We start from the raw sequence: 13,484 nt of genomic DNA, 5'->3' as shown, positions 1-13,484 counted from the left end.
TTACCAGGGCACCTCTCCCTCGTCGTCGAAGAAGCGGCCCGTCGGCCCGTCGGCCGATACGGTGGCCAGCCGGATCGCGACGGCTGCGCCCTGCTGGGGGGTGCGCACTCCCCGGAAGCCGTTGAGGTCGGTCGCCGTGTAGCCGGGGCAGACGGCGTTGATCAGGATGTGGGTGCCGGCCAGTTCCTTGGCGTACTGCACGGTGACGGCGTTGAGGAACGTCTTCGACGGCGCGTAGGCGATGGAGATGGGGCCCGTCTCGGTGCCAGGCGTGGTCTGGAGTGTGAGGGAGCCGACGCTGCTGGAGACGTTCACAATCCGCGGCGACGGCGAGCGGCGCAGCAGAGGGAGCAGGGCGTTGGTGACGCGGATGACGCCGATCACGTTGGTCTCCACGGCCGCCCGTACCCGGTTCACGTCGACCGTGGTGGGCTCCTGCGGTCCGCCGCCGGTGATCCCCGCATTGTTGACGAGCGCGTCGAGCCGCCCGGCCCGCTCCTCCATCAGCCGAGCCGCCGCCGTCACGCTGGCGTCGTCGGTCACATCCAGCGGCACGCCGAACGCGTCGGCTCCGGCCGCGCGCAGCTTGTCCACAGCGGCCTCGCGCCGCTCCTCGTTCCGGGCGCCGATTCCTACGGACCAGCCGAGGGCGCCGAGCCCGGCGGCGATCTCGTACCCGATGCCCTTGTTGGCCCCGGTCACCAGCGCGACCTTGTGGTGGTTCACGGTGTTCGTCTCACTCATGACATCGATACTTCTCCCCCGCCGGGCAAGGCGTCCAAGACCGACTGGGTGGGCGGCGATACCGTCCGGGTATCGCTCCTGGCCGTCCCGCTTAGGCTGGCAGGGTGGAGACACGTGAGCTGCGGTACTTCGTCGCGGTCGCCGAAGAGCTGCACTTCGGCCGGGCCGCGCAGCGGCTCGGGATCGCCCAACCCCCGCTGTCGCGCGCGATCGGCGGGCTCGAACGGCGCCTGGGCACCCTCCTGCTGGAGCGCGGCAGCCGGGGTGTCACCCTGACCGGGGCAGGGGCGGTGCTGCTGCGGGAGGCGCGGGCGGCGCTGGACGCCGTCGAGGCCGCCGAACGGCGCACCCGCCGGGCCGCCCTCGCGGCGACCGGCCGCCCCGCCGTGGTCCTGGCCGCGAAGGCGGGCGCCTCCGGTGAACTGCTGGCGAAACTCCTCGATGCCTACGCCGCCGAGCCCGGCGCCGTCGCCGTGGACGTCGTGCTGTGCGGACCGGGCGAGCAGGCACGGTTGCTGCACGACGGCCGGGCCGACGTAGCCCTGCTGCATCGGCCATTCGACGACACGGCCGGCTTCGACACCGAGGATCTGCACTCCGAGGGTCAGGTCGCGATCCTCCCGGCGGGCCACCCTCTCAGCGCCCGCCCCCACGTGCGGCTCGCCGAGGTCACCGACCTTCCCGACCTGCCCCTGCCCCGCTGGCCTCGCCCTGACGGCACCTTCCCGGACGGCCCCGGACCGCAGGTGCGCGACCACACGCAACTCACCCAGCTCATCGCCCTCGGCCGCGCCTGCGCGGTCGTGCCGGAGTCGGGCCGCACCGGCCTGCGCGAGGACCTCACCGCCGTACCGGTCCCCGACGCCCCCCACGTCACCACGGTCATCGCCTGGCCCCCACACAGCCGCTCAACGGCGGTCGCGGGGCTGGTCCGCGCCGCCACTGCCCTGTGACCGACGGCGGCGAACGCCGGTACACCGTGCTGGATTTCGGGGACGGCGTCCGGTCTGCCATCAGCTCCCGGCACATCGTGCGGTACGAGGTGACCGGCCTGCACCGGCGTTGCCGGAACCACAGCCAGGCTCCGACGCGAAGCGACAACAAGCCTGCCCTGTGACACCTATCGCGCCTCGGCTCACCACCAGGACCGATCGCCTCATTGTGTTAGGCGTTCTTGGTCACGAATCGTGCACACGCCGGGCACCGGAAGCCGTGACGGCACCCGTCCAACCCCCTCGATTCCGTCCGGAAAGTTCCCTGGGGGCATAGACATTTCAGCAAGTGCGCGAATAGGCAGCCATATTTGGTGCATCGCGGACGTCGGTGTAACACGGCAGCGCAAACGGAACGCAGAAGCAGGAAGAAGCGGGGCGACGCCCCGGGCCGAATTTCGGCACCTGGTGCAAGCGCGCCAACACGGCACTACGTCAGATCGGATTTTTCATGAGCAGCATCGACCCGGGTCCCGGATATCAGGCATACACCGAGCCCCCGAGCCCGGACCGCTCCGTGCGCCGTCAGGCCGCCACACGGCGCACGGCTCTCATCGTCTGCACCATCGCCGACATTGCGGCAGGGCTGCTCGGCCTGTGGATCCTGTTGTTCCTGCTCGACGCGAACCGGTCGAACGTGTTCGTCGATTTCGTACGGGGAACGGCGGACTGGCTGGCCTGGTGGTCGCAGGACATTTTCACGATGGACACAGAAGGTCTACGCGTGGTCCTCAATTATGGTCTCCCGGCAGTCATGTATCTGTTGATCGGCCACGGGATCGCTGCCCGCGTCAACCGCGCCTGACAGCGGACCCGCTTCTTACCGATCGCCACAAACCGCAGCCGCCGGCGCCCTCCCACTCCGCCAGATCAGCGCAGCGGAACAGGCACGGCAGCCGAAAGGGCCGACTGTGACACACACTTCCACCGAAATGAATCACCTGCCCATCTACGAGGACTTGGTACGCGAACGCGGTGACGCCGTCGCCGAAGCCCAACTGGCGGCCGAACGCACGCAGCACCGGGCAGCGGAACTGCTGACCGGACATAACCCGCCCCAGCAAGCCCATCGCCGGGACGACAACACCACACCCGCTGCGGCTGGTCAGCCGCAGCGGCGCGAGTCGTTGCCGAAGAGCAGATCGGCGGTATAGGCCCGGCTGCCTCGTGGCTCACCCTGGAGTCGAAGTCGTGCCCGTTCGCCGCGGCCGCGCAGCCACGCGGCGGCCGCGGACTTCACGTACACATGGTCAGCGCTGGCCACGCCCCGCGAGCGGCGCCGTCACACGTGCGGCTGACCGTCCGGGGCGCGGGCTACTGTTCGGAGGCTCCGGCGGCCAACCGGCGAGCAGGTGGGCGGCCAGCGGGTCTTCCCCGCCGGCGGCGAACCGCCACCAGTACTGGGCGCGTCTTCGTCGTCGGCGTCCCATCCGATGTCGCGGTCGTCGCTGCTGAGCAAGTCGGTTCCCTCGTCCTCGGTCAGGATGTCCCGGCGGCGGGCTGGGCGTCACACACGCCCCGTACTGCCTCGCTGATATCGAGGACCATCACGCCGTCGATCTTGTCGATGCGGCCGGTGCCGAAACGGACCCACAACGGGAAGGCGCCAACGTCGCGGGCGAAGGCGAGCTTCTGCGCGGACGCTGGGTTGGGGGCCGGATCGATCTCCACCACGACATCGGGGCCTCCGGGCAGCCAGATCACCACGTTCAGCCGCCCGTACCGGCTTTTGCCATTCGGCACCACAGGCAGCCGCAGCTCACGGTAAGCGCGCAGGAACGGGGCGAGCGGTTCGAACTCGCTCTCCTCGCACCTGGAGAGCACCGCCCGGGTCAGGCTCCGGGTCAGTTCGGCGGTGGTGGGCGGGCGATGGCCGTTTGCCCGGTTGCGGGCGACGGCCTCGGCGGCGCTCTGTGACCAGTCAGCCAGCACCTCCCCGAGCAGGAAGGCCACGTTCTCCAGGTCCGGGGCCGGGCGCGGGTTCCGCAGCCCGCAGGATTCACGCCCGGCCCCTGTTCAGTTGCTGCCGCGCTCGGCGAGGGTGTGGGCGACAAGGGCGTTGGCGTGCCCGTGACCGAGGCCGTGCTCGGACTTGAGCCACGCAACGAGTTCCATGTGCCTGGTCAGTGGCGAGGTGCGGATCAACTCCTTCCACTCCTCGATCGGGCGGCCGTACTTCTTCTCAATCGACGGGAAGTAGCTGGCGGGGCCTTTCACCGGTGCGGTCATGACGAGGCATCCTGTCTGTCTGGGTGCTTGGTTCTCGGGTTCTTGCTTCGTGGGCGGAAGCTGGAGCCGCTACCGCTGGGCGGTCGGAGCGGAGCCGGCCAGCCGGACGATGGCTGCGGTGAGTGCGAGCAGGCCGAGGCCCGCTGCGGCGGTGAAGGCCGCGACCGTGGTGGCGGAACCGGCGAAACCGGCGATGACTCCCACCGGCACGAGGCGGTAGGCCAGGGCCCAGCCGCGCTGGCCGTGGGCGGTGAAGTGCCGGGCCAGCATGAAGAAGGTGGCGCACAGCGCGAGATAGCCCACCGTGCCGCTGAGCATGTGGACCGTCCCGTGCCCGCTCAGTGTGGCCGGACCGTCCGGCGTACCGGCCGGGAATCCTGCACCAGGATCCGCCGTGAACACCCCGGCGAGCAGGAAGGACGCGCCGAAGACGCCGACCAGGCGCGGCGCCCAGGTGCCGCCGGCGGTGTGGCCGATCGCCCGCCGCAGTCCCACCGCGCCGGCGGTGACCAGCGCACCGGTGACCAGGAAGCTGGCGACCTGGATCCAGCCCAGCGAGCCGAGGCTGAGCTGGCTGATGGCGTTTCGGGTGAAGTCGAAGCCGGTGCGGGTCAGGCCCTCCGTCACCCCCACCCCCAGGAACAGCGGGCCGGCCACCGCCCCGCAGGCGAGCAGCGCGCGGGTGGCGAGCGACGTCGAAGCAGCGCGGCCGGGGTATGGCGCGCGGATGGCCTGGGTCATGCGATATCCCCCTAAGGCGAGGCTACACCTCGGAACTGGACGGTCCAGTACTGACGAACTGGACGGTACAGTACTCGGAGAGGAACTGGACTGTCCAGTACTCTTGGCTCGGAGGAGAAGGCATTGGAAGCGAACGAACCCGGCGGCCGCTCGGCACGCAAGCACCAAGCGATCACGGAGGCCGCGACAGCGGCGTTCATGGCGAAGGGTTACGCCGGCACGAGCATGGACGACATCGCCAAGCTGGCCGCCGTGTCCAAGCAGACCGTGTACAAGCACTTCGCCGACAAGGAGAAGCTGTTCGCCGAGACCGTCCTGGCCACCACCGACCGGATCGAATCCATGATCGACCTGGTGGCCGACATCCCCGCCGACACCGACTCACTGGAGGAGAACCTGCTCCAGCTGGCCCGCCAATTCCTGGCCGCACTCACCCAGCCCCAGGTCCTTCAGCTGCGGCGCCTGGTCATCGCGAACGCGGACGCCTTCCCCGAACTGGGCGCCACCTGGTACGAGCAGGGCTTCGAACGGGTCCTGGCCACACTCGCGGCCACCTTCCAGCGCCTGGCCGACCACGGCCTGCTCCACGTCGACGAACCGCTCCTGGCCGCCCACCACTTCTCCGGCCTGCTGCTGTGGATCCCCGTGAACAAGGCCATGTTCCACGGCAGCCCGCAGCACACCGAGGCCGAGCTCGACCACTACGCCACCGCCGGCGTGCGGGCCTTCCTCGCCGCCTACCGCTGACTGCCGCCGACACACCCTTGAGAGGCCACATGACCTGGTCCGAGCGCACCGTTGTGCGCGACGGCGTGCGTATCTCCTGTCGCGACTGGGGCGGGTCGCAGCCACCCGTCGTCCTGCTGCACGGACTGGCCGGCCATGCGGGCGAATGGGACCCGATCGCCCGGCGCCTGAGCCCCCGATACCGTGTCGTCGCAGTCGACCAGCGCGGCCACGGCTCCAGCGAGCGGCACCCTCAAGACCGCTCGCGCGCCGCGTACGTCGCCGACGTCGTCGCGGTCCTCGACCGACTGGACCTCCGACAGCCTGTCCTGATCGGCCAATCGCTCGGCGGCCACACGGCCATGCTCACCGCCGCCGCGCATCCCGACCTCGTCCACGCGCTCGTACTCGTCGAGGCCGGACCCGGCAAGCCGAGTCCGGATGTGCCCGCCGAGATCGGCAGATGGCTCGACTCGTGGCCAACCCCGTTCCCGTCGAGAGAGGCTGCCGTGGCGTTCCTCGGCGGCGGCCCGGTCGGCGAGGGCTGGGCCGCCGGACTGGAAGAACGTGACGGCGCATGGTGGCCGCGCTTCGACCGCGACGTGATGGTCGACTCCCTGGCCGAGAACGCCCAGCGTTCCTACTGGGACGAGTGGGCAAGCATCACCTGCCCGACGCTGGCCGTGCTCGGCCAATCCGGCATCATAGCTCCGGAGGAGTGCGGCAGGATGCTCCAGCAGCGACCCGAGACGGTGGCCATGAGCGTCCCCGGGGCGGGGCACGACCTCCACCTGGAACAACCCGGCATCCTGCTAGAGGCGCTTGAACGGTTCCTTCGAGACACCGCCGAACCTCCCAGCGCGAAGCAGGCCTGACTCCCGGGGCACAGAAGCGGCATGTCCGGTGGTCAGTGTGTGCTTCGGGCACCTGCTCCATCGTCTGCAACGCGGGGAACTGCTATTCCCGCGGCGAGTTCTGCCGCAACGGCGACCACGGAGCATCCACCACAGACGCCGGCGGTACGAGCATCACCTGCGCACCCGGGTCTGTTGATGGGACAGCAGTCCGGCGACGGCCTGGACGGTATCGCTCATGTGCTCGCGGCGGCCGAGGTGGCGGATGGCGGATCCACTCCGCCCCCGGCCTCGTCCTCGGTGCCTGGCCGCATCCGCAGAATCCTGATCTCCGCTTCATGTGCTGGGAGCGAACATCCTCGCTTTCCCGGTAGGCATCTCTGAATCATTGCCGAGAACCGATCCCACGGAGGACCGACGTGATCGTGGAGTACATCCGGTACCGCATCGGCGATCCGGAACGCCGAGCCGAGTTCGAGAAGTCATATGCGACCGCTGCCGAGCAGCTGGACATGGCTCCGCAGTGCCTCGGGTACGAGCTCTCGCACGGCCTCGAGGAGCCCGACCGGTACATCCTGCGGATCGAGTGGACCTCCGTGACGGACCACGAACAGGGCTTCCGCGGCGGCCCGCACTTTGCACCCTTCCTCGCCGCCATCCATCCGTACATCGGGGACATCGAGGAGATGAAGCACTACGCCCGGACACCGGTCGTGTCCGCGGCCGCCGGGGACACGGCGGGTGGGCAGACGCCGTGACTGAACGTGCCGCCACCCTGTACGAGGCAGTGGGCGGCATGAACGCCCTCCGCCGGCTGAGCAACACCTTCTACGACGGTGTGCTCGCGGACCCGCTGCTCGCCCCGGTCTTCGCGGACTTCACCCGGGCCCACATCGAGCACGTTGCCGTCTGGCTCGCCGAGGTCTTCGGCGGGCCCGCAAAGTTCACCGCCGAACACGGCGGCCACCAGGCCCTGCTCCGGACCCACCTCGGCCTGTCGATCACCGAGGAGCAGCGGACCCGGTGGATGGAGCTGATGACCGACGCCGTCGGCAAGGAACTCCCCAACGACGAGAGGCTGCGCCGCCGGGTGTTGGAGTACTTCGACTGGGGCACCCGGATCGCCCGTGACGTCTCGGCCGGCCCAGTCGGCCAGGACCTCGGCCAACCGGGACCGACACCCCGTTGGGGCTGGGACGGGCTGGTGTGAGCGAGACCGGACGCGTCGAGGCTTTCAGCGACGGCGTCTTCGCCATCGCCATCACCCTGCTCGTCCTGGAGATCCACGTTCCCTCCTCGCACGGCCACGAACTGACCAAGGCGCTCACCCACCAGTGGCCGTCCTACGCCGCCTACGTGGTCAGCTTCCTGGTCATCGGGGTGATGTGGGTCAACCATCACGCGCTCTTCGGCCACTTGGCCCGGGTCGACCGGACGCTGGTTTTCCTCAACCTGCTACTGCTGATGGTGGTGGCGGTGCTGCCCTGGCCGACGGCGCTGCTCGCCGAGCACCTGCGGGACACCGACGACGCTCGGGTGGCCGGGGTGATCTACAGCGGCGTGATGGTGGTGCACGCCGTGTGCTACGCGGCTATCTGGTGGTACGTCACCCACCGCGGTCACCTCCTGCGTCCGGAGATTGACCGGGAGGCGGCGCGTGCCACCCGGATCCGGTTCAGCCTCGGCGGGGTGGCGTATCCGGTGACCGTCGCCCTGGCCCTGGTTTCGCCGACGGCCATGCTCGCCGTACACGGACTGATGGCCGTGTACTACGCGTTCAATCACCTGGCCGTGCCCAGCCGAGAGCGGCTCCACCCGCCGGCGAAGCCCGGGTGACAACGGACGCTACATCAGTAAAGTGCGGATGGCCGTCCGGCGCGGTACCTGATCCCGACCTCCTGACGTGGGCGGCGTCGCAGTGAGCCGGACGGTTCGGGTCGCCAAGGCCAGCAGTGCAGGGCGGTGCGTGGTCATGACCACCGTGCGGCCGACGACCAGCCGCCGCAGGGCACCGATCACCAGCCGCTCGGCGTCCGCGTCGAGGCCGGACGTCGGTTCGTCCAGCAGGACTATGGGCGCGTCGGCAAGCAGCGCGCGGGCGATCCCCACCCGCTGGCGCTGGCCACCCGACAGGCCGGTCCCGCGGTCACCGATCCGGGTGGCGAGACCGTCCGGAAGGTGCTGCGCGAAGTCGGTGACGAGCGCGGCCCGGGCCGCCATGGCCACATCGGCGTCGTCAGCGTCCGGTCGCCCGTAGCGGATGTTCTCGGCCAGCGTGCCGGGGAACAGGTAGGTGTCCTGGAGTACGACCGAGACCTGCCGGTGCAGCCACGACTCCGGGAGTTCGGTGGTCGCACGGCCGTCGATCGCCACCGAACCGAGGGTGGGCGGATACAGGCCCGCGATCAGAGCGAGTGAGGTGGATTTGCCGGCGCCGTTCGGGCCGGTCAGCGCGACGCGTTCGCCGGGAAGGACGGTCAGGTCCAGGTCGCGCAGCGCCTGCCGGGGCCCGTAGGCCATCGACACACGCCGGAAGTCGATCCGCCCGGCCGTTCGAACGGGCAGCCCGGCCTCGCTCCGCGCCGGGCTGCGCGGCTCGTCCAGGATGGCCAGGATGCGCTCACCGGAGGCCTGACCCTGGGCGAAGGTGACGGACAGACGGGAGAGCGACTTGATCGGCGAGACCATGCTGTTGAGGTAGCTGATCGCGACCACCAGCTGGCCGACGCTCCACCAGTGGTTCAGCACCCCCGTTCCGCCGATCCACACCAGCAGCGCGGTGCCGCCGGCTGTCGCCAGCTCCAGCAATGGCACCCGGAGCGCCTGTACCCGGGTCGTTGCCAGCCCGGCCTGTAGCGCACTCTCGCTCTCCACCGCGAAGTGGTGGTCGTGCAGATCCTGGCGGCCGAAGGAGTGCACCGTGCGAATGCCGTGCAGGGTCTCGGTGACCTGTGCGGCAAGCCGGCCCTCGGCCTCGCGTTCACGGCGTGCCGTCTGGTGGCCGAGCCTGCGGTTGCGTGCCCCGATCACGTAGACGAGCGGGATACAGCCGATGCCGATCAGGCCGAACCGCCAGTCCAGCCACAGGAGTGCGATGGCGAAGCTGCCGACCGAGAGCATGGCGGGGAGGAGCGTCGCGAACAGGGCGACGAGGCTGTCCTTGATGCGGGCACAGTCGGTGATGATCCGGCTGGTCGACTCGCCAACGGCCTGCCGGTCGTGATAGCTCATCGGTAGCCGCTGCAGATGCCCGTAGGCGTCCGTGCGGATCGCCACGCTCATTCGTTCGCCGACGCCGTTCATCACTCGGTCGCCGACGTAGTCGAATACGCCGGAGACGGCGGCGATCAGTATGACCGCCCCGGCCGCGGTGGCGAGCATCGTCGCTTTTCCGGCGCCGAAGATGCCGATCAGGTGGGCGAGCGGGTTGTGCGCAGAGGCCATGCCGAGGACCCGGTCGACCACGGCCGCGATCGGCCACGGCGCGGCGAGGTCGGCGGCCATCTCGCAGATCCGCAGGCCCAGGCCGAGGCAGAGCGTGCCCAGGTACGGCAGGCCGTAGCCGCGGAACCGCCACAGGACCTGTCGCTGTTCCGCGCGCCGTGCGCCCCTGGTGCCGGTCACGGCCGGACCGCCGCCGTCCCCGGCCACTGTCCGGCTTCCGACGTCCCGTGCGCCGGGGTCTGCGCGTCCGGTGATCCGGCTCGGGCCTGCATGTGCCACCGCAGCTCCCGGTTGCGGCCGTAGGGGAGGATGCCGTGGTCGGCCATCGCGCCGGCAACGACCGGGGCGATGGCCGGATCGGCGACGAGCAGCTCGCGCAGCAACTCGGAGAATCGGTTCCGCCGTTGCTCTTCCTCGGCCACATCGGCGCCGCGGCTTCCGAATCGGGTCATCGCGGTGAGCAGGGTGCCGACGATGCCGGTACCGCCGGCTTGTCGTACGCGCTCGTGCGCGGTCCACAAGGCGGACCCCCATACGGTGCCGTTGGTGTGTGCCCGGCCGCTGCCCGGGCACAGGCAGGCGGTGGTCCAGCGAGCATCGAGCCGTCGGCGACGCGGGTCCCACGGTGGGATGTGGCCGCGGTGCCAGCCGTAGATGTCAGGGGTGCCGAGGAGGACGGCGGTGAGGAAATCAGCCGTACCCTCGTCGAGGGCGACCTTGCCGTTGTGCTGGTCGAGCGGCGAGCGCAGCCGGTTCGCCCGGAAGTCGGCGGTGTGGTGGCAGATGTGGTGGCCGACCTCGTGGCAGATGATCGCCGGGTTGTGGGCGGGCGCGTGGAAGTAGCGGGAGCACCCGGGATCTGAACGCTCGATGAAGCTGCGACCGGTGCCCAGATGGATCTCGCCCGACCGGGCCGGCGGGTCGGGCTCCGGCGGTGATGCCTTGCCGGGGAGCCGGTAGTGCCCTCCGCCCCAGCCCCGGCCCGGTACGGAGTGCGGGCCGATCCGGATCACCAGGTGCGGCAGCGGCCGGTCGAGCAGCCGCGCGGCGAGGTTCAGGACGCGAGCGGCGTGGTACGCAGTGTTGGTCACCCCGAAGCCGCGGGCCTGGTACTGGTCCTCCGGTCCGGCAAGCGGACCGCCGCCCGCCGCCGGGTCGAAGAGGTACGCGTGCTCACCAGCAGCACGGAACAGGTCGCCGCCGCGCTCGTCCCGTACCGTCAGTCCGGCCAACCTCAGCTCGGCCGGTCCGGCCACGGTGGCGTCGAGATCGACTTCGGCCAGCTGTCCCGGTCCGGCAGGACGGTCCGAATCGATATGGTGACCCGTCAGATAGGCGGTGACCCTCATCATGTCGCGGGTATCCTCTCGGCGAGCAGGTCCACAGCCGCGCCGTCGGCCAGCCGGCCGGGCGAGAGCACCGGCAGACCGGTGGCGGCCGCCGCCTCCCGGGACGCCAGCGGGCTTGCCGTGATCAGCCCGCTGACCGCCAGCACCGGCACCGCGACCGCGTCAAGCAGGTCGACCCCGGCGCGTGCGGCGAGCGCATCACCCACCGCGAGTACCGCCCCACGGCAGATGGCCGGGAGTTGACCGACCAGTCGGCGCGACTCCTCCTGCAGCAGGCCGTCGGCGATCTCCAGCACGATCGCTTCGGCACCGTCGCGGCCGAGCGCGTCCCGCATCGCCCCCATGGTCCTCAGCAGCCGTTCGGGCGGATAGCCGAAGGTGGAGGACATCCCGAAGTCCAGAAAGTCCACGACATGCCGGGCACCGGCGTCGATGTAGGCCCAGCGGTCCTTGCCACTGCCGGAGCCGGTGACCTTCGCCGCTCCGGCGACCAGGCCTGCGCGCGTCCAACCGCTGATCAACCCGGCCGCTGTGGTGGTCTTCCCCGAGTTCATCGACGAGCCGACGACCGCTACCGTCGGCGGTTGCGGGGGCGGCTGCGACTGCGGCTTGGACGGCGGCCGCGGCCGTGCGAAGTGCTCCAGTGACAAGGGACGCCCGTGGCCATCCGTCAGTGGTCCGAGGACATCGAGCTCGGTCGGCGGCGGGCAGCCGGTGTGCCAGGAGACGGCGACGCCGATCACCCCGCCCGCGGTGAGCAGGTGCGCCTTCGGGCCGTGCCGGTGGTAGCCCTCGTAGACGTCGGTTGCATAGCGGTTGCCGCAAGCGCCCACCAGTAGGTCGCCCCTGTGGAGCTTCAGTCTGCGGCCGTGTGCGTCCTCCAGATGCTCGTGGGCCCCGACCTTGGTGACCTGAGTCACCACCAGGTCGCCGAGGCGTTGCGGCACGGACGGTACGCCGAGTCGGCACTGCCCCGCATCGGGCACTGTGCGCGTGACGTGGCTCCACTTCGCGGTGAACAGCTCTTTCATGGGTACTCCTGACAGGCCCTCAGTCTCGACGGGCGAGGGGCCCTTCGCTGGATCTACGGGACGTTGGGACTCTGGGACGACGGGCCGTCGTGGCTGCCTGCCGGACTGCAACAAGCAGCACGGTTCCGGACTCCAACGCGAAGCAGGCCTGGGGGCGGGCTGCAGACCGTGTTCGGTGAACCCGAACACACCGATCGTGCGGGAGGCCGCGAACCCGGCGAGAGCACCGAACGGCACACCGGCAGCCGTGGCCCGCGCAGCACCGGCGCCGCGAACAGCATCAGGGCGGCGACCACGAAGGTGGCGCTCGCCTGGAGCAGGACCAGGGCGCCGACGACGTGGATGCAGCGATACCCGCCCAGGTGGAGCCGGGCGTGGACGTAGCCGCTCCCGGCGAGAGTGCGCGGTGGTGGCGGCGTAGAAGGTGACGTTGCCCGGTGCGCCTGATGACTTGACGCTTCGTCACGCCACGTTGCGCTGACTGATCGAGTGCGGCGCCCGGCGACTCGCCGTGCCTGTCCCGGCGTTGCTTCATGAGGTCACCTCCACGGTCGCGGCCATGAAGGGAGGAATAGTGCAAAAGCAAGCATAGGCGCTGGTTTCGGTGAACGCGTAACGGTAGGTGGCGCCGGTCGCCCGTGGCGCTGGGTGCAAGGGCCCACCCGATTCGGAACCGGTTACGGTATGGGGGCCGGTGTCCTTGTGGGCCCAGGTCACCGTCGCACCCGTCTTGGCCTTCAGGCCGGTCGGCGGGAACGCGAAGTTCCGGGTCGCCACCGCGGTCCCGGTCACCGGTACCCTTGCGGCCGGAGAGCTTGCCTGCACGCTCATGCAGGGCATCGCCGGGGCGCTCGAGGCACTGCCGGAACCGGCAGAGGAGGAAGGCGGTGATCCGGTCGGTGTTCCGGCCGTGACCGGGGGCGATGACTTCCATGGCTCCAGGCCCGCACGGCCACACCGCTCCCGTGCGCGGACGGCCCGGATGGGGGGCCGACTGAGCGGCACGCCGACGCCATAGCTGAGCACGACGGACGTGGCGTGCGCCGGTAGCTGGATGCCGACGCGTCGGTTGCGACGGCGTAGCCGCCGGCGTGACGACAAGGGGGCCGGCCCGACAGGCCGCGGGCGGCGAATCCGCCGTCTCCGCGGAGCGCGTCGTGGAGCCGCAGCATGAGGTCGTGCCGCGTGCGCATGGGCCGCACGGGGCGGGAGGCCCGGAACGGCGGCGGAATCCACTCGGTCATCTCGGCTCACTCCTTGTGGGACGGGAGGGGGATCCCGGGGATCAGTCCCTATCGGGTTCCACGAATGCCGGGGATCGCACGGTTCAATGCGTGAGCACCTTTTGTGTGACTTTTGAGATTTGCGCAGTAT

General features: G+C 70.1%; 15 protein-coding genes. 7 read left to right on the top strand and 8 right to left on the bottom strand.

From position 1 onward, the window contains the following. Complete coding sequence (locus tag ACZ4SW_RS29060; protein ID WP_468251562.1) at window positions 1–744, bottom strand: SDR family oxidoreductase; 744 nt, start codon at window positions 742–744, stop codon at window positions 1–3. Window positions 745–848: 104 nt separating this feature from the next. Here ACZ4SW_RS29060 and ACZ4SW_RS29055 point away from each other — a divergent pair, with 104 nt between their 5' ends. Both ACZ4SW_RS29055 and ACZ4SW_RS29050 read left to right on the top strand, forming a co-directional pair. Beyond that, window positions 849–1,697, top strand: a complete 849-nt coding sequence (locus ACZ4SW_RS29055; RefSeq protein WP_468251560.1) for a LysR family transcriptional regulator — start codon at window positions 849–851, stop codon at window positions 1,695–1,697. Between the two features lie 490 nt (window positions 1,698–2,187). Then, complete coding sequence (locus ACZ4SW_RS29050) at window positions 2,188–2,541, top strand: hypothetical protein (RefSeq protein ID WP_468251558.1); 354 nt, start codon at window positions 2,188–2,190, stop codon at window positions 2,539–2,541. A gap of 300 nt (window positions 2,542–2,841) precedes the next feature. Here ACZ4SW_RS29050 and ACZ4SW_RS29045 read toward each other — a convergent pair whose 3' ends face one another. The 4 genes from ACZ4SW_RS29045 to ACZ4SW_RS29030 all read right to left on the bottom strand — a co-directional run bounded on the left by ACZ4SW_RS29045 (window position 2,842) and on the right by ACZ4SW_RS29030 (window position 4,706). Continuing rightward, the gene (locus ACZ4SW_RS29045) at window positions 2,842–2,976 is read right to left on the bottom strand and encodes a hypothetical protein (RefSeq protein WP_468251556.1); all 135 of its coding nucleotides are present in this window, start codon (window positions 2,974–2,976) and stop codon (window positions 2,842–2,844) included. A 239-nt stretch (window positions 2,977–3,215) separates the two neighbouring features. Beyond that, a complete protein-coding gene (locus ACZ4SW_RS29040) occupies window positions 3,216–3,689 on the bottom strand; it encodes a hypothetical protein (protein ID WP_468251554.1) in 474 nt (157 codons plus the stop codon). Between the two features lie 63 nt (window positions 3,690–3,752). Then, on the bottom strand, window positions 3,753–3,965 hold the full coding sequence (locus ACZ4SW_RS29035; protein WP_468251553.1) for a DUF4287 domain-containing protein: 213 nt from the start codon (window positions 3,963–3,965) through the stop codon (window positions 3,753–3,755). A 69-nt stretch (window positions 3,966–4,034) separates the two neighbouring features. After that, complete coding sequence (locus ACZ4SW_RS29030; protein WP_468251551.1) at window positions 4,035–4,706, bottom strand: DUF998 domain-containing protein; 672 nt, start codon at window positions 4,704–4,706, stop codon at window positions 4,035–4,037. A gap of 123 nt (window positions 4,707–4,829) precedes the next feature. Between ACZ4SW_RS29030 and ACZ4SW_RS29025 the strand changes: the two genes are divergently transcribed. From ACZ4SW_RS29025 to ACZ4SW_RS29005, 5 genes are all read left to right on the top strand, one after another. Further along, window positions 4,830–5,453 carry a TetR/AcrR family transcriptional regulator gene (locus ACZ4SW_RS29025; RefSeq protein WP_468251549.1) on the top strand — a complete coding sequence of 208 codons (624 nt, stop codon included), beginning with the start codon at window positions 4,830–4,832 and terminating at the stop codon, window positions 5,451–5,453. A gap of 29 nt (window positions 5,454–5,482) precedes the next feature. Continuing rightward, window positions 5,483–6,307 carry an alpha/beta fold hydrolase gene (locus ACZ4SW_RS29020; protein WP_468251547.1) on the top strand — a complete coding sequence of 275 codons (825 nt, stop codon included), beginning with the start codon at window positions 5,483–5,485 and terminating at the stop codon, window positions 6,305–6,307. 398 nt (window positions 6,308–6,705) lie between these two features. Beyond that, window positions 6,706–7,044, top strand: a complete 339-nt coding sequence (locus ACZ4SW_RS29015; protein ID WP_468251545.1) for a putative quinol monooxygenase — start codon at window positions 6,706–6,708, stop codon at window positions 7,042–7,044. Continuing rightward, a complete protein-coding gene (locus ACZ4SW_RS29010; protein ID WP_468251543.1) occupies window positions 7,041–7,496 on the top strand; it encodes a group II truncated hemoglobin in 456 nt (151 codons plus the stop codon). The genes ACZ4SW_RS29015 and ACZ4SW_RS29010 overlap by 4 nt, the downstream gene beginning before the upstream one ends. Next, complete coding sequence (locus tag ACZ4SW_RS29005; RefSeq protein ID WP_468251541.1) at window positions 7,493–8,122, top strand: TMEM175 family protein; 630 nt, start codon at window positions 7,493–7,495, stop codon at window positions 8,120–8,122. The genes ACZ4SW_RS29010 and ACZ4SW_RS29005 overlap by 4 nt, the downstream gene beginning before the upstream one ends. 9 nt (window positions 8,123–8,131) lie before the next feature. Here ACZ4SW_RS29005 and ACZ4SW_RS29000 read toward each other — a convergent pair whose 3' ends face one another. The 3 genes from ACZ4SW_RS29000 to ACZ4SW_RS28990 are packed head-to-tail and all read right to left on the bottom strand — an operon-like array spanning window position 8,132 to window position 12,110. After that, complete coding sequence (locus ACZ4SW_RS29000) at window positions 8,132–9,910, bottom strand: ABC transporter ATP-binding protein (protein WP_468251539.1); 1,779 nt, start codon at window positions 9,908–9,910, stop codon at window positions 8,132–8,134. Then, window positions 9,907–11,082: a hypothetical protein gene (locus tag ACZ4SW_RS28995; RefSeq protein ID WP_468251537.1), complete on the bottom strand. Its 1,176-nt coding sequence runs from the start codon at window positions 11,080–11,082 to the stop codon at window positions 9,907–9,909. Before ACZ4SW_RS28995 ends, ACZ4SW_RS29000 begins: the two co-directional genes overlap by 4 nt. Continuing rightward, window positions 11,079–12,110: an HAD family hydrolase gene (locus tag ACZ4SW_RS28990; protein ID WP_468251535.1), complete on the bottom strand. Its 1,032-nt coding sequence runs from the start codon at window positions 12,108–12,110 to the stop codon at window positions 11,079–11,081. Before ACZ4SW_RS28990 ends, ACZ4SW_RS28995 begins: the two co-directional genes overlap by 4 nt. Window positions 12,111–13,484: the final 1,374 nt, after the last annotated feature.

Source organism: Streptomyces sp. NPDC028331 (assembly GCF_055565775.1).
Note: the sequence above shows the minus strand (reverse complement) of the source record. Positions and strands in the feature narration are given on the sequence as shown.